Origin of the sequence: Archangium gephyra, assembly GCF_049060025.1 — a bacterium.
Classification (GTDB): domain Bacteria; phylum Myxococcota; class Myxococcia; order Myxococcales; family Myxococcaceae; genus Archangium; species Archangium gephyra_A.
In genome coordinates, this window is sequence record NZ_JBMEQQ010000002.1 from 9,864,054 (window position 1) to 9,889,938 (window position 25,885).

Consider the following 25,885-nt stretch of genomic DNA (forward strand, 5'->3'; position numbering starts at 1 on the left):
GACGTGCTGAAGGAGCGGCTCGCCTTCTGCCACGAGCCTGTCCCGGAAGCGGCGGACGGGGACGGAGGGGTGGAGCGGCTGTAGCGGCCTCCCTGTCAGGGGGACTGCGAGACAGGAAGCTCGAGCGTGGCCGTGGCGCCCTTGCCGGGACCGTCGCTCTCCAGCAGCAGGCGTCCCCCCATCACCTGCGCTGCCAGCGCGCTCGAGTGCAGGCCAAAGCCATGCCCCTCCTTGCGTGTGGTGAAGCCGAGCGCGAAGAGCTGCTTGCGGAAGCTCCTGCGTGAAGCCCTTGCCATTGTCCACCACCTGGATCCGGGCCACCTTCCCCTGGGCCGTGAGCCGCACGCACAGGTGACGTTGCCCCTCGGGGAGCTCGGCCATGGCGTTCTTGGCGTTGCTGAGCAGGTTGATGAGGATTTGCAGCACCTTGTGCTTGTCCACCTGCATCCGGGGGACGGAGGTGAGCTCGCACGTCACGGAAACGCCGTGGCGCTGCAGCGAGGCCATCTGGAAGCGCAAGCTGTCTTCGATGAGCTGGGCGAGATCCCACTCCCCGAGGATGAGTGACGTCTTGGCGTAGTCCTGCTGTACCCGGATGATGGCGTGGATGTGCTCGAGGTGCAGGCCCATCTCATGCAAATTCGTCTGGAGTTGGGTCCGCTCCTGGCGGAGCTCCTGGGTGAGGGCCAGGAGGTACTCCGGGAGGAGGCTGCCACGCGGATCTCGCGTCAGGAACCCCACGAGATCCTCCTGGTGCTCCTTGAGCAGGGCGGAGAGCTGAGCCGCCCGGTCGAAGCGCGAGGCCGCGGCCGCGGAGCGCATCTGCTCCAGGTTGATGACGGCGCTGGTGAGGACGTTGCCCACGTTGTGCAGCACATCCGAGGCGATCTCGGCCATGCCCGCCGCACGCGCCGTGTCCACGAGCTGGGCCTGTGCATGCTTGAGCTCGCGCGTGCGCTCCTCCACCCGCCGCTCCAGCCCGTCGTTGGCGCTGCGCAGCGCGGCCTCGGTGCGCTGGAGCTCGGCGTACAGCCGTGCGTTCTCGATGGAGATGGCGGCCTGCGAGGCGAGCTGCCCCAGCAGCAGGGTGCGCTCCGGGGTGAACGCCCCGGAGGCGAACCTGTTCTCCAGGTACATCACTCCCGACAGGGACTCCTGGCGCAGCAGCGGCAGGCAGAGCACGGACCTGGCTCCGCTGTGCGCGAGGTAGGGGTCTCCCGAGAACGGGTGCGGCTCCGCCGCGTCGCCGATGAGCACATGCTCGTGCGTGCGCCGGACGTAGGAGAGGATCGTCCAGGGCAGGGCGGCCTCCGCCGCGCCCTCCGTGTCGGCCACGACCACGAGCGTGTCACCGCGCGGGAGCAGCAGGGCTCCTCGCTGGGCCCCCGCGTTCTCGGTGGCGACCCGCATGAGCGTGGACACCAGCCGCTCGAGGACGATCTCACTGGAGACGGCCTGCTGGGCCTTCACCACGGCGAGCGCGTCGATCTCCCGAGATTCCGAGGAGGAGGTGGTGGTGCTGGTGCTCGAGGGGGCCGCCGGGCTCACCAGGGAGGGCCACAGGGCGTCCAGTTGCCTGACCTTGCCGTGGGCTCCCCACTGCGCGTACGCCTCCCGGGCCTGGCGCGCGTAGGCCTCCGCGATGAAGGAGGCCTGCCGCTTGCGGTAGAAGTTCGCCGCCAGCTCGCCCACGAGGGCCACGTGCTGGATGAAGCCGTTCTCGCGGGCCGCGCGAAGGGCCTCCTCGTACGCGGGGAGCGCCTCGTCCAGACGGCCCCGGATGCGGGCCAGCTCCGCGAAGACCAGCCGCTCGAGCGCGCGGAAGGTCTCGGGGCAGTTGGCCGCCCACACCTCGAGCTGTTGCCAGTGGACCTCGGCGGCCTCGAGGTAGCGCTGCCGCTCCTCCTCCACCGCTCCCTCGCAGCACGCGGCCAGGGTCAGGGCGCGGAAGAGGTAGAAATCCAGGCGCGGGATGATGCCAATGAAGGACCAGATGAACGCCGCCGCCTTGTCCCCCGCCTCACGCGCCTCCGCGTAGGAGCCGCACATGAAGCGCGCCTGCATCTTGGAGAGCCAGTACTGGCACACCATGGCGCTCATGTGGGCCGGCGACAGCGCTGCCTCGAGCGCCTTCTCGTCGAAGCCCTCCCCGTCCAGCGTGCCGAACGTGGGCGAGTGGCCCCGCAGTGTCTGCATGTAGCGCAGGACGATGAGGGTGGTATCCACCACCCCCACGAAGCCCGTCTTGCGCATGAAGTCCATCCGGACGAGCGCGTCCTGGTAGACGTCGTCCAGGGGGTGCCCCATGGCCTGCCGGTTCCAGACGACGTGGCCGACGATGTAGCAGGCGTACAGGTAGTTGTTGGTCTGGAGCGCGTGCTGGAAGGCGCTCAGCGCGTGCTCGTGCGCGACGGCCAGGGGCCGGCACCAGTAGCTGATCATCTCCAGGTTGAAGAGCGCCCGGACCCGCTCATGGGTCAAGTGGTACCGGTCGATGAGCGCGCAGGCGAGCATGCCGTAGGCGTAGCCCTCCTGATAGCTCTTGAAGAACTGGCCGAGCAGCACTCCGAGCGAGCTGTAGGCGATCACCGACTCGTTGGTGTTGCCGTAGCGGAGGCTCAGGGAGACCATCCGGCAGACGTGGAGGACGAGCAGGTTGTTGTCGGTGAGGTAGGCGGACGGGAAGAGGCGGGCCAGGACGTTCATCACCGGCTTCATGTCCGCGTCCGTCATCAGGGGCAGCTCGGCGAGGCTCTCGATGGGACGGGCTCCCAGCAGGGCCTGGACCTCCTCACGGGCGGCCATGGCCTCCTCCCAGGAGGGATGGGGGTCCATCGGCATGCCCAGCAGGGCCAGGCACTCCAGGAGGCAGGTGACGGAGGCCTGGATCTCTCCGGAGATGAGGTGCACCTCATGCCTCAGTCCGTAGACGGCGGCGATGTCCGCCCGCCTCCGCGCCCGGGAGCGCAGCCCCTCCAGGAGGCGGCGGGTCTGGGCGAAGTTGCCGCTCACGAGCTCGCTGCCCGCCTGATCGAGCTGCACCTTGAAGGCCAGCGCGGGGTCCGTCTCCCAGGGGTCGCCCGGGATGAGCCCGAAGGCCATCGAGAGATAGGCGGCGGCCGAGTCGTGCGCGCTCGAGGCCTGGGCCTTCCAGCCCGCCTCGGCGTTCAGCCGCGCGAGGCGGTGGCGCTCCTCGTGGCCGCTGATCAGCTCCACCCCGGTGTTGAGCTGGCTCACGATCTCGAAGAGCTTCTCGCGCACCTCCTCGGGAGACAGGCGCTCCAGCATCAGGCGCCCGATGCGCAGGTGGATGGCCTTGCGCTCTCCTTCGGGGATGAGGGCATGTGCCGCCTGCTGGATGCGGTCATGCAGGAACCGGTACTGCTCCGGGGCGCTGCGCACCACCAGGCCCTCCTGGAGCGCCGGCTCGAGCCCCCGCTCCGCCTCGCCCGCCTCCAGGCCGGCGACGAGGGCCAGCATCCCGAGCGGGAAGCTGTTGCCCACGCACGCCGCCAGGGGAAGCAGGTGCCGGGTGCTCGCGGGAAGCTGGTGCAGGTTGCGAGCCATGAAGTCGACGATGTTGTCGGAGTACCCCCTGGACCGGACGCCCTCGGCATCCCACCGCCATCCCCCTCCGGGCGTGCGGCTGAGGAGTCCATCGTGGTGCAACGCCAGCATCAACTGGAGGAGGAAGAACGGGTTGCCGCCCGTCTTCTCGTGCACCTGCTTCGAAAGGGGCACGATGAGCTCCGCCCCGCGCCCGGGAGCGCATCGCCCACGAGGTGCTGGAGCTGCTCCCGGCTCAGCGGCTCGAGTTGGAGGTCGGTCACCGGGACGTTCGCCTTGCGCATCTCCCCGAGCGTCATCATCAGCGGGTGGGAGGGGGTGACCTCGTTGTCCCGGTAGGCGCCGATCCACAGCACCGGGGGCGCGTCCTCCTCGGTGAGCAGGGATTGGAGGAGCCGGAGGCTGGCCAGATCCGCCCATTGCAGATCGTCCAGGAACATGACGAGCGGGTGCTCGGCGGTGGCGAAGACGCCGAGGAACTTCAGGAAGACCTGCTTGAAGCGGTGCTGCGCCTCGGAGGGCGGAAGCTCCGGCACCGCGGGCTGCGGGCCCAGGAGGCGCGCGAGCTGCGGAACCAGGTCCACGATGAGCTGGCCGTTGCCCTGGAGGGCCTCCCGCAGGCGCTCACGCCACCGGGCCACCTCCTCATCGGTGCCCATCAGCAGGTGCTGCACCAACCCCCGGATGGCCTGGGCCAGGGTGGCGTAGGGAACATCCCGCTGGAGCTGATCGAACTTGCCGCTCAGGAAGAACCCTCGCCGCTGAACCACGGGCTTGTGCAGCTCGTGGACCACCGACGACTTGCCGATGCCGGAGTAGCCGCGGACCAGGATGAGCTCGGGTCTGCCTCCGCGCACGATTCGCTCGAAACCCTGGAGCAGGGTGGCGACGTGGGCGTCGCGCCCGTAGAGCCGCTGGGGGAGCTGGAAGCGGCTGGGGAGGTCCCGCTTGCCCAGCACGAAGAGGCTCGAGGGCATCCCGGCGCAGGCCCTCCACACACTCCGCGAGGTCGTGCCTCAGCCCCTCGGCGCTCTGGTAGCGCTCCTCGGCGACCTTGGCCAGGCACCTCATCACGATCGCGGACAGCACGGGCGGCACGCTGGCGACGAGCTCGTGCGGCGGCCTCGGAAGCTGGGCCATGTGCGCATGGAACCATTCGAGCGCGTCACGCCCCTGGAAGGGCCGGACTCCGGTGAGCAGCTCGTAGAACGTCACGCCCAGCGAGTAGAAGTCGGTGCGGTAGTCCAGCGCGCGGTTCATGCGCCCGGTCTGCTCCGGGGACATGTAGGCCAGCGTTCCCTCGAGCAGGTCGCTCGGAGCCGCGTCCACATGCTCGGTCCGCTGGAGGGTGGCGGCGCCGAAGTCGATGATGCGCGGCTCTCCCGTGGGCGTGACGATGATGTTGGAGGGCTTGATGTCCTTGTGGATGACGCCTCGGAGGTGAATCTCCGCCAGGGTCGAGGCCAGGGCGACGGCCAGCTCGAGGAAGCGGGCGGGCTCGAAGGGTCTGCCCACCGCCTCGGAGAGGGCCACCCCCTGCACCTCCTCCAGGACGAGGACGGGGCGGCCGTTGACCCGCTCGCAACCCTGGGGCCGGGTGACGCCACGCACGCCCAGGAGCCGCTGCAGGATGCCGTGCTCCCGGCGGTACCGCTCCTCCTCGCGCGGGCCCGCGAAGGGGCCCGCCGGCGTCTTGATGATGACCGGTGCGCCATCCGCCTCGCGCACCGCCAGGAACAGCATGTTCGCGTCAGTGGCGCGGACCGGACGACGGAGCGTGTAGCCTGGGAGGTTCAGCATGGAGCGAGTCCACCGCCAGGGCCGCTCTCATGCAAGTCCCCCCAGCCCCCCCTCTCAGAAGAGCTCGCGCTGGACTCCCGCGGCCTGGAGGAGGTAGTCCCGGGACGCCTCGAGGGCGGTGCGGAGGCGGGCCCAGTTGACATCGACCAGGGCTCCTCTCCACTTGCGGATCCTTCCCGCGACGATGACCGTGTCCACGTTGCTGCGGTCCATCAACGTGACGACGGCCCCCGGCACGTTGTTGAGCGGGGCTACATTGAGGGCATCCGCGCGCAGCAGGAGGATGTCCGCCTCCTTGCCCGGGGTCAGCGAGCCGGCCTTGTGGGAGAGACCGGCCACCCGGGCCCCCTCGACCGTGGCGAAGCGAATCACATCGCGGCACGTGAGGAGCTCGGGCAGGTTCGTCTCGCCGTTCAGCGCGCGCTCGTTGATGAGCGCCCGCTGGAGCGTGAAGGCGGTCCGCATCTGGGTGAAGAAGTCCGCGGTCATCGTGCACTCGACATCCGTGCTGAGCGCGGGCTGGACTCCATGATCGAGCGCGGCCTGGAGCGGCGGCATGCCGTGCCGCATGGCCATCTCGATGGGGGCGGCGATCGAGACGCTCGCCCCCGACTGGGCGATCGCCTGCCAGGAGCCCTCCGAGATGTGGCTGGCGTGGATGAACACGAGGTCGGGTCCGAGCAGGCCCTCGCTCGCGAGCTGCTCCACGAGCGTTGCCTGGCCGATGCTGCCGACGAGGTGCGTCAGGATGGGCAGGCCATGCTGGCGCCCGATGGCCCAGTAGGTCCGGAACGCGGGGTCGAACACCTCCCCGCCCATCGCCAGGGTCAGGAGCTGATCGGTCGAGGAGAAGTACCGGCTCCGGAGCCGCTGGAGATCATTCGGGAAGATGTTGCCGGGGCCCGCGCCCGGTGAGTACACGAAGACCGCGCGGCGGCCCGCCTCCTGAAGCCCCTGGATGACGGCATCGGTGTGCGCCGGAGTGTGGCCCACCTGCGACGTGTCGACGACCGTGGTCACCCCCGCGTCGAGCTGGCTGAGCGAGGAGACGAGCTCGGCGAGGTAGGCGTCCTCCGGCCTGAAGACCGGCGTGATCTTGAAGTGGATGTAGTCGAGGTAGTTCTTCTCGCCGTGCGGCAGCCCATCGTTGGACAGCAGGCCGTCTGACAGGAAGCTGCGCAGCGCGGTCTGGTACTGGTGGTGATGGGTGTCGACGAACCCTGGCATGACGATCATGCCCGCGGCGTTGATGATCGCCGCCCCGGGAGCGTGCAGGTTGGCCCCCACCGCGACGATCCGCTTGCCCTCGATGAGCACGTCGCCCCGGGCGAAGTTTCCCACCTGGGGATCCATGCTGAGGACCGCGCCGCCTTTCAGCAGGTAACGCCGGTGCGCAGCACCGGTCTCCCTGGGCATGTCATGGTTCCTGGCACCGCTCTCGTGCGACAGGTCACCCTGCGCGGGCGCCGCCAGCGCCGGTAGGGGAGCCGAGGCGGCCACCGCGGCACCGACGGCGGAAGCCCCCTTCACGAGAAAATCGCGACGGGAGGATCCCTCCTTCACCGGCGCACTGTCGTGGTTCGACTCGTTTCCACAGAGCTTCTGGCACATGTCACACACCCCCTCTGGACTCACCAGCGCTTTGGTCGTGCCACCCCATTCCCGGGGCAGCAACGCTGACTTCCATGGATTCCAAGAATAGCGAGTGCCAGGCACGGCGTCGAGACTCATCCTCGGCGCGGGCGGAGGGGTCGAGTTCCGCCGCTTCGAGCCGGGGTTTTCTTTTGAAGCTGTCGTCACCCATGGACTGCTGCAATGGGGCGGGTGCCCGGCTCGCTTTTTCTTGATTTATGGTATTCCGATTCTGGCGAGTTGTCCTGGTTTTCCCTGGACTCACGATCTCTTCCGTGGCAATCAGCTTTCAGAAGCCGAGCCAGGAGTAGACGTCGAGTGCTGCTGTCTGTCATTGCGGATCGCTCTCCCCGGGGGACGCGCATCCACTCCGCTGATGGCATGTCACCTCGCGTGTCGGCGCGGTCTCGTGTTCTCTGGCTACACGAGTCCCTGGATGTTCCAGCAACTTGAGAGGGCTACGTTGATGAGAACCGGGAAACGCGTGCTGTCGCTGCTGGTCTACGTGCTGACCCCCACCCTGGGGGCGTGCGGCGCTGTGGAAGGGCTGGACCAGGATGAAACCCTGGTGCAGACGGAGGAGCAGGTCCAGTCTGGACTCGCGTTCAAGCCGTTCTCTCCTTCGTCGGTGAGTCATCCCGCATATACCCACGGCGGGGCCTACACCGTGACGTGGGGCTCCAGCCTCTTCGGTGAGACGTACCAGTTGGAAGAGCAGTTCAACGAGGGAGTCTGGACCCCGCTCTACCATGGCCCTGAGCGCTCCTTCTATGTGAGCGGGCGCAACGCCGGGGAGTACAACTACCGGGTCCGCGGGTGTAACTCCGGGGGGTGCGGCAGCTACAGAACGAGCACGACCATCGTCGTGAACCCGAAGCCGGTGGTTGACCTCTACGCCGAGTACCCTTTCCTGTACACGCACGATCAGCAGAACGCCCAGTACGCGGCTCAGAACCAGAGCTTCAGGACCGGCTTCCAGCAGACCTCGCCGGCCACGCTGACCCCCGTGGACGGAAACTTCTATCTGGGACAGGGCGTCAACCTGCTCAAGGGAGAGCCCGCGCAGATCTGCGTGGACACCAATCACCCGAGCTTCCAGATCGTCTCCAACCCTGTGAATGCCCGCACGTTCTCTGTCGAGCGTGCCACCAGCCTCACCCACCTGAGCCAACTGCTCGATGTGGATGTGAGCGGGGGTCTGTCCCTGGGGCTGAAGGACTTCACGCTCGACGTGACGGGAAGCAAGAAGCGCCTGAGCGAGCAGACGGGCGACAGCTACCGGGAGACGATCGTGGCCAGGTGGGAGAACAAGGTCGACCACTGGACCCTCAATACAATCGCCGAGCCGCTCAAGCCGGACTTCGCCTCCAGCATGCTGATTCCCCTCAACCCCAATGCCCAGAGCAGGTTCCGGGAGCGCTGCGGCGACAAGTATATCCATGCGGTGACGCGGGGTGCCCGGCTGTACTTCGTGTTCAGCTTCGATGCCAAGAGCTACAGCAGCACCGAGCGGCAGCAGAAGGCCGCCACGCTCACTGCCAAGATCAAGGAGGTCCTGAGCCTCAATGGCGGGGGCTCCGTCTCGCTGGCCACCGCGCTGTTCCTGAAGTCGACCGGCGTGGAGATCAAGGCCTACGCGGTAGGCGGTAACACGGGGGTCGAGGTGGACATCACCCACACCAACTTCGGCACCAAGTTCCAGGAGTTCGTGACCACCGTGAACACGAGCAATGTCGCGGCGATCCAGCAGTTCACGAGCCACTACGACCAGCCCACGCAGTTCCTCAACTACAGCTACTTCCAGGTCTTCGCTGATTACCGCACGCCGCTCGATCAGTTGCGGCGCTGGACCGCGCTCGAGCTCGAGAGGTTCCAGCGCTGCAAGCTGCTCGAGAACTACGGTTTCAGCACGGCATCCTGTACCGCGGCTGGACAGGAGATGGAGACGGCCATGGAGAACTGCATGGAGACGGTGCGCTGGGGCAAGTGCGCGCACCCGCTGTCCTACTATACGGAGATCGGCTCGGGGGGCGTGCCCGCCTCGAACTCGCTCTACACGTGGATGGGCCAGAACATCAATGCCCTGGACCGCGTTGCGGCGTCGCAATACTTCGACCACCATGTCGTGGGGAGCTGGGGAAGCAAGAAGTGCGAGTCCTTCACGGATAACACCTGTCTGCCGTCCCCTTCCTGCGCCGTGGACACCACGCAGGGCGCGAACGATGGACTCGGCCAGGGCTTCAACTATGTCCAGCACTATTGGGATGTGCCTGGAAGCGGCAGCAGCAATTCGCACTCCATCCCGGCGGGCACCACGTGCATCCAGACGCTATCCACGCTCTGCACCTCGCAGTTCGGTGACACCACCGCCGACTTCAGGTTCACCCAGGAGATCTTCGGCCAGTGCCCGGCGACGCGGTCGTTCTCCCAGGTCTTCTGAGCGGCTCGCAGTGAAGGGGCCCACCGGAAAGGCCGGTGGGCCCGCTGCCCGGTGAGCGTTACCGCCTGGGCATCCGGGTGTGGGCAGGTCCCTCCACGGGTGGACCTGCCCTCCTCCATGACCTGACTCCCCGGGTGATACAGTCCGTATAACCAGCTTCCGCCCCAGCCATGCTCATGGCCCCCGCACCGGCTCGGGCGAGTGCGTGAGGAGAGTTGCCATGTCAGGCATGGGTAGAGCGTCGTTCTTCGGCTTTTCCGCGGCACTGGCTGTTGCTGGCGGCTGCGTGACTTCTGGCGACCAGCCCCCGCAGGCCGGCGCGTCATACCCGCCCGTGTTCCGTGCCGATTTCCCGGACCCGTTCATCCTCGAGCATGAAGGGCGGTATCTCGCCTATGCGACGAATACGGAAGGGGCCAACGTGCAGATGGCCTCGTCCGCCGATCTCGCGAGCTGGCAGATCCTTTGGGCTGAACAGGGGCCGGGCCGGCTGCACGACGCGATGCCCGTCCTGCCTTCCTGGGCGAAGTCTGGCCTCACCTGGGCGCCCGAAGTGCTGCGAACACCCGATGGCTTCGTGCTCTATTTCACCGCGCGCCACGCCGCCAGCGGCCTCCAATGCGTCGGAGCCGCGGCCAGCCATGACCCGCGCGGTCCGTTCACCTCACCGGCCTCCGAACCCCTCGTGTGTCAGTACGCGCTCGGCGGCACCATCGACGCGAGCCCGTTCCGTGCTCCGGACGGGCAGCTCTACCTCTACTTCAAGAATGATGGGAACAACCCGGCCTTCAACAAGCCGACGGAGATCTTCGCCCAGCGTCTTTCCCCCGACGGGCTCAGCCTGGCCGGCGAGCCCGTCTCCTTGATCCGCAACGACAAACCCTGGGAGGGCCGCGTGGTCGAGGCTCCGACCATGATCGAGCGGGGCGGCGCCTATGTCCTGTTCTTCTCCGCCAATCACTATGGATGGGAGGACACGCAGCGTGTCTCGAGCTATGGGATTGGTTACGCCACGTGCGAGGGGCCGCTGGGGCCCTGCGCCGATGCTCCGGACAATCCGTTCCTCGCCAGCACGTCTCAACCCTGCCTCAGCGGCCCCGGTCATCAGACCGTGTTCCAATCCGGAGGCAGGGATCTCCTCGCCTTCCATTCCTGGGCGGCGACAAACACATGCAAGTCAGCGAACCTGGGCCGCTTCATGCATATCGTTCAACTGGCCTGGCAAGACGGCGTGCCCCGAATCTCCGCTCGCGAACCGCGTTGAGGCGGCGGGCGGAGAACGGGGCGAGCCGCCCTCCTTCTTCAGCTAGATGCGGACGCGGACGCCCAGCGCGTAGACGCTCTCCTCGTAGCGCACGTCGCGGGGGTAGGTGGCGCCTTCGGGCGTGAACTTCCTGAAGTTCCGGAAGGGGCTGCCGAGGATGTTCGACGCGTCGAAGGTGAAGGTGATGTTCTCCCAGGGCTTGTTCTGCCAGGGCGCGTAGCTCGCCGAGAAGTCGAGGCGCGAAACGCCGTCCACGTACTCACCCGTGAAGCCTTCCCCCTCCGGATTCTGGACGTAGGAGGTGATCCAGCGCGAGCGGTAGTTGTAGGCCAGACGCGCGGAGAACTCCTGGCGCTCGTACATCGCGACGAGGTTGTAGGACCAGTTGGAGACGTTGGGGATCCGGCCCTTCTCGCCCTGCTGGAGCTGGAAGTCCGTGGGGAAGGACTGCTCATCGTTCAGATAGGTGAGGTTGGCCTGGGCGCCGAAGCCGCTGAGCCAGCCCGGGAGGAAATCGAAGAAGCTCCCGAGCGAGGCTTCGAAGCCCTGGAGGCTGCCCTGGCCGCCGTTCACCGGGATGTTCACGCGGAGGCGGCCCGGCCCATAGACGGGGCTATCCCGGTTCACCTCGAGGTTGGTGATGAAGCCGTTGAAGTCGCGGTGGAACAGCGCGAGCGACGCCATACCGGTCTGCAGGAAGTAGTACTCGAGCGTGGCGTCGTAGTTGTTCGACCGGACGGGCTCGAGATCGGGGTTGCCGCCCGAGCCGGTGACCTGGCAGCTCGGAGCCGGCTCGGGCTCGGACAGACAGGGCGGCGGCGGGCCGAGGAGGATCGGACGCATCTGGTCGAAGCCCGGCCTCGTACGGGTCTGGGTGGCGGAGAGCCGGAGCTGGAGGTCGGGAATGAACCGGATCCTCGCGGTGGCGGTGGGAAGCAGATCGGTATAGCTCCCGCTGCCCGTCTGGCGGGTGATGGCGCCGTCGGTGAGGGTGTTGGAGGTGACGTTGGTGGAGGTTCTCACCGCCCGGAGGCCGAGGACGCCGTCCACCGGCACGGAGCCCACCTTGAACGCGTAGCGCGCCTGCGCGTACCCGGCGAAGGTCTGCTCGTCCGCCTCGAAGAGGCGCAACCGCTCGGGAGCGCCCGGGGCGAAGTTCTGGAAGCTCGCGCAGCTGCTCCACATTCCGCCGGATGCTCTCGTACGTCGGCACGACCCAGGTCCGTGTCTGCTGGATGTCGCTGCCCCGGAAGCCGCCGCGGAACACATGCAGATCGACCGGAATGTCGGACAGTGGCGTCCCGGCCCTGGGCGTGCCGTAGCGCTCACCATTCTCCTGATAGGCGTCGCGCGTCGTGAACCGCAACCCGGCCTCCACCTTGGGGATGAAGGAGAAGCCGGTGTTCCAGTCGAGGTCCGTGCGCGCCTGCCAGTCGTCACCCCCCGCGACATAGGATCTGTCGAAGAAGCCGAGATAGCGGAAGTTGGCGGGGTCGGTCAGGTCGAAGTTCTGGAGGTCGAACTCCACGCCGCCGGGTCCCCTCGGCACGTCGAAGTTGACGTTGAAGGTGGGGGCGGTGGCCAGCTCCTGGTCGAAGCTGTAGAGCGACATGTCGAACCGGCTGTCCGTCCGAGCGACATCGGCCGTGATCCGCACGGGCCCCGCCTCGTAGGAGCCGCCGACGGCGAGCTGAAAGGTGTCGGTGTGGCGGTTGGTCGCGCCCTGGAACATGAACGGCCGGGAGGAATTCGCGACGGTGATGCTCTGCGCCTGGTCCGTGGTGCCCGGCCTCAGCGTCAAGTTGGTGAATTCACTGGCATCGGTCCGCAGCCCCATCAGCAACTGGCGGTCCGAGACGCTGTCACGGTACCCCTGCCAGAGGCCCTCGACGTAGATCTCGAGCCCGGTCGTCGGCCGCCACTGCGCCGCTCCGTTCACGGACGGCCGCTCGCGCTGGCCTGCCCCGTAGAAGATGCCGACGGCTTCGGGGTAGCGGAACTGCTCGCCCGTGACGGTCCGCCCGGTGGCGATGTTCCCGGAGTTCCAGCGCGCGGAGTCGAGATAGTTGAGGCGGGTGTAGGAGAAGTTGAGCAGCGCACCGAGCTCACCCACGCCGGTCCGCCAGCGATTGGTGACCAGGATGTTGGCGTTCGGGTCGAACATGCCCGACTGGTTGGCATAGGAGCCACGCGCGGCGCCGGAGAAGCTCGAAGCCCTCGAAGTCGAACGGCCGGCGGGAGCGGACGTCGATGAGACCGGCGAGGCCGCCTTCGAGCTGATCGGCGGTCGTGGTCTTGTAGACGTCGAGCGACGCGATGCCGCCCGAGGGGAAGTCGGCGAGCGCGACGCTGCGCGTCTCGGCGGTGAAGATCTCCCGTCCGTTATAGGTCGTGGTGACATCGGGCAGACCGCGCACCAGCACCTGGCCGGCCGCCTCGCCCCGTTCACGGGCCACCTGGACGCCCGGAATGCGAGCCGCCGTCTCGGAGACCGTGACGTCCGGCAGCTTGCCGATGTCTTGCGCCACGACCGTATCGACGATCTGGTCGGAGTTGCGCTTGACGCTCTGCGCCTTCTGCATGCTGCGTTGCAGGCCGACGACGACGATCTCCTCGACATACTCCTCGTCGGGATTGGGCTCGGCAGCGGCCGCGTCGGCATCCGTCCGCGGCTGGGGTGCGGCGCCCGGGTTGTTCGGGGCGGTTTCTGGGGTCTGCGCGAGAGCAGCGGGTGTCAGCATCGCGATGGATAACGAACCGAGAACGACTCTCTTCAAGCGCATCTCATGCTCTCCCCAACCGCGCGGACGCTTCCCGTGACCTTCCGCCAGGCTGTAGCTGCCAGACGAGATCCTCCGGTTTTCATCCGCGCCGGTCTGGTGGTTGTTTGTAGGCGCGGCATATCACTCGTGTGAACGGAGGGTGTCAAGACAGGTTATCGGGGATTCTCTGCCTGACGAGAAAACCGTGGGAGCAAACGGGACACACTGCGTCAACGCCGCTCGAATCGAAGGAACCCGCGGAGGATGTGTCACTGTTCTCGCTGCCCACGGTGGCCGCGCTCGTCGCGGTGCGCGGCCCAGCCGCAGGGGCCGTACATGGAGCAGTGACCCTGGCGGCCGGACCCTGGCGTGCCTTCAGGCACGGATGCCGCCTCGGCTATGTTTGCCCGCGGATAGCAGCGCACCTCCATGGACAACGAACCGATGGCCCCTTCACCCGCCAACCCGCTCGGGCCCCTGCCAAAGGGGACGATCATCGCTGGCCGCTTCATCATCGAGTCCCTGGCGGGCCGTGGAGGAATGGGCTCCGTCTATCGCGCCATCGACTCCTCCACGGGCCGGACCGTTGCCCTCAAGCTGCTGCATGCGGTCACCTCACCGGAGGTCGCCTACCGCTTCAACCGTGAGGCCGTGCTGCTGGCCGAGCTCCATCACCCCGGCATCGTCTCCTACGTGGCGCATGGCTCCACCGGGGCAGGCCAGCCCTATCTGTCCATGGAGTGGCTCGAGGGTGAGGACCTGTCACGGCGTCTGACCCGCCAGCCGCTCGGCCTGTCCGAAACATTGTCCCTGCTGCGCCGGGCCGCCGAGGCGCTCGCCACCACCCACCAACAGAACATCGTCCACCGCGATCTCAAGCCCTCCAACCTCTTCCTGAGAAGGGGCCGGCCCGAGGACGTGGTGCTGCTGGACTTTGGTCTGGCCCGCTACACCACACGTTCGCTGGTGGCGGTGACGGGGACAGGCACGGTGCTGGGCACGCCGGGCTACATGGCGCCGGAGCAGGCCTCCAGCGCGCCGGAGATTCCTCCCGCCGCGGACATCTTCTCGCTGGGATGCGTGCTGTACGAGTGCCTCACGGGCCGGCCGCCCTTCGCGGCGCCGCACTTCGCCGCCACCCTGGCCAAGATTCTGCACGCCGAGCCGGCGCGCCTGCACACGCTGCGCCCGGGCCTGCCCGTGGGCCTGCAAGTGCTGGTGGACCGGATGCTGGCGAAGGACCCGCGGCGGAGGCTGCCGGACGCCGCCAGCCTGCTCGAGGCGCTCGGCGCACTGGAGTCCAGCCCCGAGCTGCTGCTGCCGCAGACCGGGCCGGAGCTGCGGCTCGACGGCGGAGCGGAGGCCGAGCAGAAGCTCGTCAGTGTCCTGTTGGTGTCGCTCGGTGCCATGACTCAGGATGAGGAGACCGCGGATTGGAACCAGGGGGTCGCGCTGCGCGACTCGCTGCGCACGGACCTCGCTCCCCTTCAGGGTTCCCAGGTGGAGTTGCTGGCGGATGGCTCGCTGGTGGCCACGCTGGTACCGGAGCGTGGCACCGCCACGGACCAGGCGGCGATGGCGGCGCGGTATGCCCTCACCTTCAAGGAGCGCTGGCCCGACGCCGCCGTGGTGCTGACCACGGGCCTGGGTGTCGTCAACGAGCGGTTGCCGGTGGGCGAGGCCATGGACAGGGCAGGACAGTTGCTGCGCCAGCTCGAGAGCACTCCCTCCGCCTTCGTGGTGATGGACGATGTCACGGCGGGTCTGCTCGGGCCGGGCTTCCAACTCGCCCCCTTTCCTTCGGGCAATTTCGTGCTGCAAGGCGAGCAGCTCAATGTCGACGCGTCCCGCCCGTTATTGGGCAAGCCCACGCATTGCGTGGGCCGGGAGCAGGAGCTGGCGCTGCTCGACTTCACGCTCAACTCCTGCGCCGAGGAGCCCGGCGCCCGGGCGCTGCTGGTGACGGCGCCAGCCGGAGTGGGCAAGTCGCGGCTGCGTCACGAGTTCCTGCGCCGTGTCGAGCGGCGGGAGCAGCCACCGCTGGTGTTGCTGGGGCGAGGCGACCCGATGAGCGCGGGAGCCTCGCACGGCCTGCTGGGGCAGGCGCTGCGGCGATGGTCCGGAGTGGAGGACGCGGGGAGCCTGGAGGAGCGTCGCGCGCGGCTGTACCAGCGGGTGGCCTTGCACCTGCCCAAGGCGGATGCCTGGGAGACGGCGGTGTTTCTCGGAGAGCTGTGCTCCATTCCCTTCTCCGAGGAGGACAGCCCTCGGCTGAAGGCGGCGCGGAGTGAGCCGCGGTTGATGGGCGCGCAGGTGAGCCGTGCGTTGAACCGCTTGCTGATGGCCGAGTGCCAGCACCAGCCCGTGCTGCTGGTCTTGGAGGATTTGCACTGGGGCGACGCGCTCACCGTGAAGCTGGTGGACGAGTTGCTGCGAGAGTTGACTGAGCAGCCCTTCATGGTGCTGGCACTGGCGAGGCCGGAGGTGAAGGAACTCTTCCCGGGACTGGCGGCGAGGCACCTGACGGAGCTGACGCTCAAGGGACTGAGCCGCAAGGCGGGGGGCCAGTTGGCGCGGGAAGTGCTGGGGCCGCAGGTCTCCGAAGAGGTGGTGCGGAGGGTGGTGGAGCAGTCGGACGGCAACGCGCTCTTCCTGGAGGAGCTCATCCGCATGGCGGCGGAGGGGAGGGGAGAGTCGGCACCGGGGTCGGTGCTCGCGTTGCTCCAGGCACGTCTCATGCGGATGGAGCCCGGAGCGCGGCAGGTGCTGCTGGCGGCCAGCGTCTTCGGACGCACCTTCTGGTCGGAGGGCGTGAATGCCCTGCTGGGGCAGGGGAAGGGGGCGTCACTGGAGCACCACCTGCGGCGGCTCGTCGAAGCGGAGCTCATCGAGCCGTTGCTCGAGGGCCGCTTTCGTGGCGTGGACGAGTACCGCTTCCGTCACGCGCTGATGGGGGACGCGGCCTACGGCCTGGTGCCCGAGAGCCACCGGCCCGGCAGCCACCAGTTGGCGGCCGAGTGGTTGGAGCGCATGGGCGAGTCCGACCCGCTGGCGCTCGCCACGCACTACCGTCGCGGGCAGCAGCCGGAGCGCGCCGTCCATTTCTACGCCCAGGCCGTCGAGCGGCTCCTGGCGCGGTATGACCTGGGGGGCGTGAACCGGTGCCTGGAATCCCTCCAGGCCTGTGGCATCGAGGGGAAGTCCCTTCCCTGGCTGCGTGCGCTCCATGCCACGGTGGCCTTCTGGACGGAGGATTTCACGGCCTGCTACGAGCTCGGCAGCGCGGTCCTGCCCGAGCTGCGGGCGGGGAACGCCGCGTGGTGCAAGCTGATGGGGGCGCTCATCGCGGCCTGCTCCCAGAGTGGAAGACAGGAGTACGTGGCCGAGCTGGCCCCGCTCCTGCTGCGCACCACCCCGGATGCGGATGCCATCGCGGCCTATACCGAGGCCCTCTCCTTTCTCTCCAACATCACCAGTTGGTCGGGTGGGCGTGAAGCGGCCGCCGTCTTCCGCACGCGCATGGCCGAAGTGGGAGACGGGACCTGGAATGGTCTGGCGCAGGGCTGGGCATTCTGCGCGCACGGCTTCTACGAGTACTTCTTCGAGGACAGGCCATGGCGGGCCTTCGTCTGGTCGGAGCAAGGGACGAATGCCTTCCGGGAGGCGGGGGCGGAGTTCAGCTCGCTCGCGACGCAAGCCATCGCGGGGCTGGCGCTCGCCGCGCTCGGAGATCGGCCCGGTGCCCTGGAACTGCTGCGGGAGGGTCTGAGCACCGCCCTGGTGCAATCGCTGCAGAAGTTCTCCATTGGCTATTCCCGGTTCCATCTGGCCCTGGTGTTGGCGGATGGTTCCGAGGAGGAGTCGTGGGACGAGGCCGAGTGCCTGGCCCTCGAGGGAATGAAGGACGAAACCCCCAATCTCCTGTACCAGGGACAGACCACCCTGGTGCTGGCGAAGGTCGCGGCCGGCCGCGGCCAGCAGCCAGACGCCGAGGTGCTGATGCGCAAGGCCTGCGAATTGCTGGCGCCATTCCCGTCCTACCTGCTCTTCGCCCGGAGGGCCCTCGTCTCCCTCCTGCTCACCCAGGGGCGCGCGGAGGAGGCCCGGCAGATGGCGGTGCTCGGGGTGCGGGAATTGGAGCGGATGGGGAACGCGGGGGTGCATGCGGTGGCGGTGCACCTGGCGCTGGCAGAGGCCTGTTTCGCCACGGGTCATGTCGAGGAGGGAGAGGCCGCTCTGCGTGAATCCGCCCGGCATGTGCGCGCTCGCGCCGAGGACATTCCCGAGCCGGAGACCCGGGCGCGCTTCTCGAGTCAGGTACCTGAGAACGCACGGGCGCTGGAACTGGCCCGCCAGCGCTGGGGTGAGTCCGTGGCGGGGGGCCGTGTTTCCCGCTGAAGCTTCATGCCCCGAGTGCTATGAAGCCGCCGCTCGCTCGCATGCCTGGGCCAGAGGCTGACGGTTCGAGGCCGGCTCAGGCGCTGCACGCGACAGGCCGCGCATTCATCTTCATCCCAGGAGGTGTCGTGGAACGGATTCCCTTCGGTGCAGCGCCAGGAGGACAGCCCGTCGAGGTCTACACCCTCACCAACAAGCGAGGGGTCGAGGCGCGCGTCACCAACTACGGCGGAATCATCCTCAGCCTGCGTGTGCCGGACCGGGACGGCCGCTTCGACGACGTGGTGCTGGGCTATGACTCGTTGGCCGGCTACCTGGCGGAATCCCCGTATTTCGGCGCGCTGATCGGCCGCTACGGCAACCGCATCGCCCGGGGCCGGTTCACGCTCGATGGCAAGCAATACACCCTGGCGACGAACAACGGCGTCAACCACCTGCACGGCGGCCTCAAGGGCTTCGACAAGGTGGTGTGGACCGCGGAGCCGTTCGAGAACGAGCAGGGCATGGGCCTCGTCCTCACCTACGTCAGCCCCGACGGCGAGGAGGGCTATCCGGGCACCTTGACCGCGAGGGTCACCTATACGCTGACCGGCGATGACGAGCTCGTCTTCGACTACCACGCCACCACCGACAAGGCGACGCCGGTCAACCTCACGCAACACAGCTATTTCAACCTGGCCGGTGATGGGAAGGGCGACATCCTGGGCCATGTCGTCACGTTCAACGCGGACCGCTTCGTCCCGATCGATCCGACGTCCATCCCCCTCGGCGAGCTCCGCGACGTCACGGGCACGCCGTTCGACTTCAGGCGGCCCACGGCCATCGGCGCCCGCATCCGCCAGGATGACGAGCAGCTCCGCAACGGGCTGGGCTATGACCACAGCCTCGTGCTCGACAAGGGCGGCAAGGCCGGCGCGCTGACGCTGGCCGCGCACGTCCTGGAGCCCACCACCGGCCGCGTGATGGAGATCCACACCACCGAGCCGGGCATGCAGTTCTATTCCGGCAACTTCCTCGACGGCTCGCTGAAGGGGAAGAAGGGCGCGGTCTACCACCACCGCTACGGCTTCGCGATGGAGACCCAGCACCTGCCGGACTCGCCGAACCAGCCGGGCTTCCCCTCGACGATTCTGCGCCCCGGCGAGTACTACCGCTCGCGCTCCGTCTACAGGTTTTCCGTCTCGGGTGCGTGAATTTGGCCGCTCTCCCTCTGGTGAAAGAACGATGACGCTCCGCGAACAGGTCGAGCAGGACTTCCGCAATCGCTTCGGCGCTGCCCCCACCGTGGTCGTACGGTCTCCGGGCCGCGTCAACCTCATCGGTGAGCACACCGACTACAACGACGGTTTCGTGCTCCCCATCGCCATCGACCGCGAGGTGTGGATCGCCCTGCGCCCGCGCGACGACCGCCGCGTCTCCGTCCACTCGCTCGACTACGGTGCGTCCCTCACCTTCGAGCTCGGGCCGATCTCCCGCGCCGGTACGGACTGGGCGGAGTACGTGAAGGGAGTCGCCTGGGCGCTGCAGGAGGCCGGTCACACCCTCCAGGGCTGGGAGGGCGTGATGAGCGGGGAGGTGCCGCGCGGCGCGGGCCTCTCGTCCTCCGCCGCCGTGGAGCTGGCCGTGCAGCGCGCCTTCGCCACCGTGAGCGGGCTGCCGTGGAAACCCTCCGAGATGGCGCTGCTCGGCCAGCGGGTCGAGAACAAGTGGATTGGTGTCAACTCGGGGATCATGGATCAGATGATCGTCGCGGGGGGCCGCCAGAACCACGCGCTGCTCATCGACTGCCGCAGCCTGGAGTTCCAGCCCGTGCCCGTGCCCGCGGGCGCCGTGGTGGTCGTGCTCGACACGGGGACGCGCCGCGGGCTGGTGGACTCCGCCTACAACGAGCGCCGGAGCCAGTGCGAGGAGGCCGCGCGGTTCTTCGGCGTCAAGGCGCTGCGCGATGTCGACGCGAAGACCTTCTCGGCGCGCCAGAACGAGCTCGAGCCGCTGGTGCGCCGCCGCGCGCGGCACGTCATCACCGAGAACGACCGCACCGTGCTGGCCGCCGAGGCCATGCGGGCCGGAGACCTCACGCGCCTGGGCCAGTTGATGGACGCCAGCCACGCGAGCCTGCGCGACGACTTCGAGGTCACCAACGATGCCCTCAACACCATCGTGACGCTGGCGCGGGCTCAGCCGGGCTGTTTCGGAGCCCGCATGACGGGCGCGGGCTTTGGTGGCTGTGCGGTGGCCCTGGTCTCGCCCGAGCCGTCCGAGGCGTTCGTCCAGACCATCAACGAGAAGTACAAGCAGGCCACCGGGAACACGCCGCAGTGCTACGTGTGCCAGGCCGCGGACGGGGCCAGCGTCGTCTGACGCGTGGCCTCCGCCCGGGCCGCCTGACTAACCGGAGAACCGTTCCTCGACGACGAACGGCTCGCAGGGGCGGCCCTCGAGGTCACGGAAGGCGACATGGCGCTGGATGGCCTTCCGCTGGTCTCCGTCCTTGGAGTACTCGGTGCCGTTGCGCCACACGTGCAGGTACAGCGCATAGAGGCCCTCCCCCAGCCGCACGAGCGAGGGGTGACCGGGGCCGTTCCACTGCCCGCCGAGCGCCGGGCTCTCGCTGTCGATCAACAGCCGCTCGTCCATCACCTTGTTCCCGAGCAGGTCCAGCTTCGCGATGTACGTGCGGTACTGGGAGTTCCCGAAGAAGCCGGCGCTGTAGACGACGTGGGACTGGCCATCCTCGTTCACCACGAACTGGCCTTCGATCAGCCCGTCGTGATGCGGCCCGTTGGTGAACAGGACCTTCGCCGGGCCCAGCAGCGTGATGCGCCCATCGGCGTCCTGCCTGAACTCGTGGGACAGGATGGGGGTGGGCGCCTTGTGATGCTCGTGGGTCACGGGGTCCTTCCACTGCAACCCGTTCCCATCCACCTTGGTGAGCAGGAACGTCCGCTCCTTGCCCTCCGCGTCGACGGTCGCGGCCACGTGGCCGTCGATCATTCCGATCACCGGGTTCTCGCCAGCGGGGCCTCCCGGGTAGTCGGGCGCCAGGTCCTTCACGCGGACGTTGATGTCCAGGAAGCCGTGGTCCGTCCACTCGCCGTCGATGACGGAGGCGGTGGCGTAGGCGGAGCGCAGGATGCCGGCGCGATCTCTCGCGGTGTAGTGCAGCGTGAGCAGGCCGTTGCGCACGTCGATCTCGGGAGCCCAGCGCGCCACGACGAGGTCCCGGGGAAGGTCGGGCGAGAGCGGATCGAGCTCACCCGCGTTCCACCACGCGGGGATCTTTCCCTCGGGGAAGATGGCCGAGTGCTTGCCATCCACCATGTGCGGCACCCAGGTGCCGCCCACGAAGCGATACAGCCGGAAGGCGAACGGCTGGTCGTTGGTGGTCGCGAGCAGCCAGAGGCCCGCGGTGCGCGCGCCACCGGGGCTGTTCGCGGTCAGCCGCAGCACGAAGGGATCCGGCATGGGCTCGTGGATGAGCGGCTCGGGAACCCGCTGCAGGTTCGCGACGATGTCCTCGAGCGTGCGCGACTCGTCCGGGGGAACATCGAAGAGGCCCGCCGGGTCTCGCACGGTGTTGGAGCGGAGGCGGTTCGGCTCGGCGGGAAGCTGGGCTCCCGCGGGGCCACGCGGGGCTTCAAGGTCGGAGGGAGCACTCATGGGAGCGCGCAAGCTACTGGAGGGCGTATTCCCAGTTCCAGCGCGCTCTGCGTCCGGGGCTGCACCGCAGCTCCCCTGCCAGCCCCACGGCCAACGAGGCCCATGCGAGAGCAGGGGAGGCTACGGAGGCTACCTGTGCCGGGAACGGCGCAGGATGGCCGAGGCCGCGCGCTGGGCATCCGACAGAGCCTTGTCCGGATCCTTGTTGACCAGCCAGGTGGAGTTCAGCTCGTTGACCAGCAGGTCCATGTGGGCGCGCTGGTACTCGATGGGCGGCAGCGCGGTGGCGATGGTGGCGGTGCGGGTGTACTCTGCCCGGTGCGGCAGGGCCCGCATCTCGGCGCTCTGGAGCACCGAGGCGCGCACCGGCAGGTGCCCGGTCCGGGCCCACTGGAGGTTGTTGTCGTTGAGGAACTTCAGGAAGGCGAGCGCCGCCTTCTGCTTCGCCGCATCGGGCTTCGGCTGCCGCGGCAGCACCCACGTGTGGCTGTCGGACCAGACCGCGTCCTGGGCGTAGAGGCGGGGCATGTCGCGCACGACATAGTTCTTGAGGGCCGACTTGGGATCCCTGGCCTGCGCCGCGTAGGTATCGACGCCCCAGGTGCCGTTCACGAGCACCGCGGCCTGGCCAGAGAGGAAGGCCTGCTGCGCTCCGGCATAGTCGTGCTTTCGGTTGGCGTGGCCCGCCGCGTAGAGCGCATTGAGCAGGCGCAACGCCTCCTTGCTCTCCTTCGACTCGAGCTGCGCCTTCCTCTCGGCGTCGACGAGGTTGCCGCCCTGCTGCCAGACCCAGGAGAGGTACTGCCAGGCCGGCATCGGATCGGCCCCGGAGGGGATGGCGAAGTACGGCTTGCCCGTCTTGGCCTTCATCGTCTCGGCGTGTTGCAGCAGCTCGGCCGGGCTGGTGGGCATCTTCGGCTGGCCCTTGTCGTCGACGAGCCCCGCCTGGGTGAACAGGTCCGCGTTGACGTGCCACAGCAGGGCGTGCAGGTCGAACGGCAGGGCCCAGACCTCGCCCTTGGAGGTGACGGCCTCGCGCGCCACCGGCACGAAGTCGGCGGTGTCGATGCCCACCGTGGCGAAGTCCTTGCCGAGCGGCTGGAGGAGGTTGCGCACCACGTAGTTGGGCAGGACGCTGCGGTGCATGACGGCGATGTCGGGCGGGGTGCGGCCCGCCACATTGGCGCTCAGCCGGTCGTAGTAGACGCCCCATTCCACCGACTGCGTCTTGACGGTGATGCCCTCCTTGTTCTCCGCGTTGAACTTGTTGGCCAGCACCTGGATGATGCCGCACTCACCGACGGCCTTCGACAGGTCGGTGACGTGGGCGTACTCGTCGCTGCAGCCGCCGAAGAAGCGGAACAGCGTGATCTCCGTGCCGGCGAGCGCGGGGCTGGCGCCGAGGGTGACGGCCAGCAACAGCGCGGCCGGAAGTAGCGTCTTCATCTTCATGGGAAGCGTCTCCTTTTCCCGCGCGCTACTTGCCGCCGGTCATGGTGATGCCTTGCACGATGTAGCGTTGGAACACGACGTAGACGCAGAGTATCGGGGCGCTGGCGAACACGGCCGAGGCCATCAGGAAGCCGAGCCCCTCGGACATCGCGAAGTTGCCCTGGAGCGAGCCGAGGCCGACGCTCAGGGTGTACATCTCCGGCTGGGTCGCCGTGACGACGGGCCAGAGGAAGTCGTTCCAGGCGAACAGGAAGGTGAAGATGCCGAGCGTCGTCAGCGCCGGGCGGGACAGCGGCAGCATCACCGACCAGAAGATCCTCAGCCGGCTCGCGTTGTCGAGCTCCGCGGCCTCCTCCAGCTCGCGGGGGACGGCCTTGAAGAACTGGGTCATCAGGAACACCCCGATGGGCGCCGCCAGGCGGGGGGCGACCAGGGAGAAGTAGGTGTTGTGCAGCTCCCAGTCGGCGAGCATGGCGTGCAGCGGCACGAAGATCGCCTGTTCGGGTACCATCAGTCCGGCCAGCACCAGCAGGAAGACGGCGCGGCGGCCGGGAAAGTCGATGCGGGCGAAGGCGTAGCCGGCGAGCGACGAGAGCACCAGCGTGAGTGCCGTCATACCGAAGGCGACCACCACGCTGTTGAGCAGCCAGCGGGGGGTCATCGACACCCGCATCAGGGTGGCGAAATTCTCCAGGGTATGCGGCCACGGCAGGATGCCGCGGGTGGAGCTCACCAACATGGCGTTGGGCTTGAGCGACATGGCCAGCACCCACAGCATCGGCGTCATCCACACGAACGCGGCGCCGATCAGCAGGGCGAGGAGGAGACGGTCACCAAAGGTCCGGTTCATGGTTTCACTTCTCCTCCTGCCGCGACAGCCGCAACTGGAGCAACGCCACGCAGAACATCAGGGAGAACAGCACCATCGACACCGCGGAGGCATAGCCGGAACGCCAGTCCCGGAAGCTGGTCTCGTAGATGAGCTGCACCAGCGGCCGGGTGGAGTTGGACGGACCGCCGCGCGTCATCAACAGCGGCTGGCCGAACACCTGGAGATGCATGATGGTCTGTAGCACCACCACGAGCAGCGTCGTGCGTGCCAGTGCCGGCAGGGTGATGTGCCGCAGCACCGCCCAGCGCGAGGCGTTGTCGAGCCGGGCGGCCTCGTAGACCTCCGGGGGGATCTGCTGCAGCCCGGCGAGGAAGAGCGCCATCGGCAAGCCGGCGCTCCACCACAAGGTCGTCACCACCAGCGCGGGCATGGCCCAATTCCGGTCCGCGAGGAAGGCGATCGGCTCCAGCCCCACGGAACGCAGCACGTTGGCGATCAGGCCCTGGTCGGGGTTGAGCACCATCGTCCACACCAGCGTGACGACGGTGACCGAGAAGATGCTGGAGGCGAAGAAGATGGCCCGCAGCGCGCCATACAGCCGCAGGGGCTTGTTGAGGGCCAGGGCCAGGGCCAGGCCGAGCACCGTGGCCGCCGGTGCCGCCATGACGGCGAACTGCAGGGTGCGTTTGAACGCCTCCCAGAAGTAGGGATCGTCCCATAGCTCCTGGTAGTTCAGCCAGCCGATGAACTGCCGGTAGTCCCCGACGATCTCCCAGTCGTGCAGGCTCATCCACAGGCCGAGGCCGAAGGGGTAGACCAGGAAGACGGCGTAGAACCCGAGGAATGGCGCCAGGAAGCCATAACCGGCGATGGCGTCGCGGTACCGTCTCAGCCAGCTCATGGAACGCCCCCACCTGTGGGGCTCACCGCGGCGAGAGGCAGCGCCACCCCATCCGCGCCGAAGAGCCGGCCACTGCCGGGGTCGAGCGCCAGGGTCACGGTATCGCCCATGCGGACCAGGCTGTCGCCAGTGTCGGTGGCGATGAGCGTGGCGCCGTCGGCACTCGTGACATGCAGCAGCGTCTCGCGGCCCAGCCGCTCAAGCGCCCTGGCCTGGCCACGGAAGATGCCCTCGCCAGCGGTCGGCCGCAGATGCTCGGGCCGGACCCCGAAGGTGACCGGCGCGCCCGCGGTCAGCGCACTGCCATTCGCCGCGACCTCGGCCCTGCCTCCGGGCAGGGAGACCTCCACCCGGCCAGGGCTGGCGGCAACCACCCGGGTCTCCAGCAGATTCATCTTCGGTGCGCCGATGAAGCCGGCGACGAAGGTGTTCGCGGGCATCCGGTAGATGTCGAGCGGCGTGCCGATCTGCTCGATCCGCCCGTCGCGGAAGACGACGATGCGGTCGGCCATGGTCATCGCCTCGACCTGGTCGTGCGTGACGTAGATGGAGGTGGCGTCCAGCCGCTGGTGGAGCTGCACCAGCTCGACCCGCATCTGCACCCGCAGCGCCGCGTCCAGGTTGGAGAGCGGCTCATCGAACAGGAAGACGTCGGGGCGGCGGACGATGGCGCGGCCGATGGCGATGCGCTGGCGCTGACCGCCGGACATCTCCGACGGGCGGCGAGCCAGCAGGTGCTCGATCTGCAGCGTCTTCGCGGCGTGGGTGACGCGCTCGGTGATCTCGGCGCGCGGCGTGCCGATATTGCGCAGGCCGAAGGCCATGTTCTCGGCCGCCGTCATGTGCGGGTAGAGGGCGTAGTTCTGGAAGACCATGGCCACGCCGCGGTCGCCGGGCGGCGTGTCGTTGACCCGGCGCCCGCCGATGAGGATCTCTCCACCGCTGATCTGCTCCAACCCGGCGATCATGCGCAGCAGGGTGGACTTGCCGCACCCCGAGGGACCGACGAAGACGATGAACTCCCGGTGTCTCAGGTCCAGCGAGACATCATGGATCACCGTCTGGGCGCCATAGCGCTTCCGCACATCCCGGAGCATCACATCAGCCATCGGTCACATTCCTGGAGGCGGCGACCGCCCCAACGGACAAGAGGTTCATCGCCAGCACCGCGATGGGC

13 protein-coding genes and 1 pseudogene are annotated in these 25,885 nt (G+C 68.0%); 5 read left to right on the forward strand and 9 right to left on the reverse strand.

Going from position 1 to position 25,885, the window contains the following annotated elements:
• Positions 1–95: 95 nt before the first annotated feature.
• Together ACN28I_RS43150 and ACN28I_RS43155 are read right to left on the reverse strand one after the other, a co-directional pair.
• Positions 96–5,367 (reverse strand): annotated as a pseudogene (locus ACN28I_RS43150) (trifunctional serine/threonine-protein kinase/ATP-binding protein/sensor histidine kinase).
• Between the two features lie 54 nt (positions 5,368–5,421).
• Positions 5,422–6,783: an amidohydrolase family protein gene (locus ACN28I_RS43155; RefSeq protein WP_420947698.1), complete on the reverse strand. Its 1,362-nt coding sequence runs from the start codon at positions 6,781–6,783 to the stop codon at positions 5,422–5,424.
• Positions 6,784–7,465: 682 nt separating this feature from the next.
• On the opposite strand from ACN28I_RS43155, the gene ACN28I_RS43160 reads away from it, so the two are divergent.
• A complete protein-coding gene (locus ACN28I_RS43160) occupies positions 7,466–9,439 on the forward strand; it encodes a hypothetical protein (protein ID WP_420947699.1) in 1,974 nt (657 codons plus the stop codon).
• A 220-nt stretch (positions 9,440–9,659) separates the two neighbouring features.
• The gene (locus ACN28I_RS43165; RefSeq protein WP_420947700.1) at positions 9,660–10,703 is read left to right on the forward strand and encodes a glycoside hydrolase family 43 protein; all 1,044 of its coding nucleotides are present in this window, start codon (positions 9,660–9,662) and stop codon (positions 10,701–10,703) included.
• Positions 10,704–10,745: 42 nt separating this feature from the next.
• Here ACN28I_RS43165 and ACN28I_RS43170 read toward each other — a convergent pair whose 3' ends face one another.
• A complete protein-coding gene (locus tag ACN28I_RS43170) occupies positions 10,746–11,888 on the reverse strand; it encodes a TonB-dependent receptor domain-containing protein (RefSeq protein ID WP_420947701.1) in 1,143 nt (380 codons plus the stop codon).
• Positions 11,889–12,808: 920 nt separating this feature from the next.
• Positions 12,809–13,486 (reverse strand): TonB-dependent receptor plug domain-containing protein, encoded by a 678-nt coding sequence (locus ACN28I_RS43175; RefSeq protein ID WP_420947702.1) that lies wholly within the window; start codon positions 13,484–13,486, stop codon positions 12,809–12,811.
• A 408-nt stretch (positions 13,487–13,894) separates the two neighbouring features.
• On the opposite strand from ACN28I_RS43175, the gene ACN28I_RS43180 reads away from it, so the two are divergent.
• The 3 genes from ACN28I_RS43180 (at position 13,895) to ACN28I_RS43190 (ending at position 20,224) form a co-directional block, all read left to right on the forward strand.
• The gene (locus tag ACN28I_RS43180) at positions 13,895–17,863 is read left to right on the forward strand and encodes a serine/threonine-protein kinase PknK (protein ID WP_420947703.1); all 3,969 of its coding nucleotides are present in this window, start codon (positions 13,895–13,897) and stop codon (positions 17,861–17,863) included.
• Positions 17,864–17,991: 128 nt separating this feature from the next.
• The gene (locus ACN28I_RS43185; protein WP_420947704.1) at positions 17,992–19,056 is read left to right on the forward strand and encodes an aldose epimerase family protein; all 1,065 of its coding nucleotides are present in this window, start codon (positions 17,992–17,994) and stop codon (positions 19,054–19,056) included.
• Between the two features lie 31 nt (positions 19,057–19,087).
• Positions 19,088–20,224 carry a galactokinase gene (locus tag ACN28I_RS43190; RefSeq protein WP_420947705.1) on the forward strand — a complete coding sequence of 379 codons (1,137 nt, stop codon included), beginning with the start codon at positions 19,088–19,090 and terminating at the stop codon, positions 20,222–20,224.
• Positions 20,225–20,251: 27 nt separating this feature from the next.
• Here the strand turns inward: ACN28I_RS43190 and ACN28I_RS43195 are convergent, their stop codons facing one another.
• The 5 genes from ACN28I_RS43195 to ACN28I_RS43215 form a co-directional block, all read right to left on the reverse strand.
• Entirely contained in the window at positions 20,252–21,523 is a 1,272-nt protein-coding gene (locus ACN28I_RS43195) for a xylosidase (protein WP_420947706.1), read from the reverse strand.
• Between the two features lie 129 nt (positions 21,524–21,652).
• On the reverse strand, positions 21,653–22,975 hold the full coding sequence (locus ACN28I_RS43200) for an extracellular solute-binding protein (RefSeq protein ID WP_420947707.1): 1,323 nt from the start codon (positions 22,973–22,975) through the stop codon (positions 21,653–21,655).
• 25 nt (positions 22,976–23,000) lie between these two features.
• Positions 23,001–23,825: a carbohydrate ABC transporter permease gene (locus ACN28I_RS43205; RefSeq protein WP_420947708.1), complete on the reverse strand. Its 825-nt coding sequence runs from the start codon at positions 23,823–23,825 to the stop codon at positions 23,001–23,003.
• A gap of 4 nt (positions 23,826–23,829) precedes the next feature.
• A complete protein-coding gene (locus ACN28I_RS43210; RefSeq protein ID WP_420947709.1) occupies positions 23,830–24,708 on the reverse strand; it encodes a carbohydrate ABC transporter permease in 879 nt (292 codons plus the stop codon).
• Entirely contained in the window at positions 24,705–25,817 is a 1,113-nt protein-coding gene (locus tag ACN28I_RS43215; protein WP_420947710.1) for an ABC transporter ATP-binding protein, read from the reverse strand. Before ACN28I_RS43215 ends, ACN28I_RS43210 begins: the two co-directional genes overlap by 4 nt.
• Positions 25,818–25,885: the final 68 nt, after the last annotated feature.

Coding starts and splice junctions, on each gene's coding strand:
- ACN28I_RS43155 (WP_420947698.1), bottom strand. CDS start 6,783: ATGCCCAGGGAGACCGGTGCTGCGCACCGGCGTTACCTGCTGAAAGGC.
- ACN28I_RS43160 (WP_420947699.1), top strand. CDS start 7,466: ATGAGAACCGGGAAACGCGTGCTGTCGCTGCTGGTCTACGTGCTGACC.
- ACN28I_RS43165 (WP_420947700.1), top strand. CDS start 9,660: ATGTCAGGCATGGGTAGAGCGTCGTTCTTCGGCTTTTCCGCGGCACTG.
- ACN28I_RS43170 (WP_420947701.1), bottom strand. CDS start 11,888: ATGTGGAGCAGCTGCGCGAGCTTCCAGAACTTCGCCCCGGGCGCTCCC.
- ACN28I_RS43175 (WP_420947702.1), bottom strand. CDS start 13,486: ATGCGCTTGAAGAGAGTCGTTCTCGGTTCGTTATCCATCGCGATGCTG.
- ACN28I_RS43180 (WP_420947703.1), top strand. CDS start 13,895: ATGGACAACGAACCGATGGCCCCTTCACCCGCCAACCCGCTCGGGCCC.
- ACN28I_RS43190 (WP_420947705.1), top strand. CDS start 19,088: ATGACGCTCCGCGAACAGGTCGAGCAGGACTTCCGCAATCGCTTCGGC.
- ACN28I_RS43195 (WP_420947706.1), bottom strand. CDS start 21,523: ATGAGTGCTCCCTCCGACCTTGAAGCCCCGCGTGGCCCCGCGGGAGCC.
- ACN28I_RS43200 (WP_420947707.1), bottom strand. CDS start 22,975: ATGAAGATGAAGACGCTACTTCCGGCCGCGCTGTTGCTGGCCGTCACC.
- ACN28I_RS43205 (WP_420947708.1), bottom strand. CDS start 23,825: ATGAACCGGACCTTTGGTGACCGTCTCCTCCTCGCCCTGCTGATCGGC.
- ACN28I_RS43210 (WP_420947709.1), bottom strand. CDS start 24,708: ATGAGCTGGCTGAGACGGTACCGCGACGCCATCGCCGGTTATGGCTTC.
- ACN28I_RS43215 (WP_420947710.1), bottom strand. CDS start 25,817: ATGGCTGATGTGATGCTCCGGGATGTGCGGAAGCGCTATGGCGCCCAG.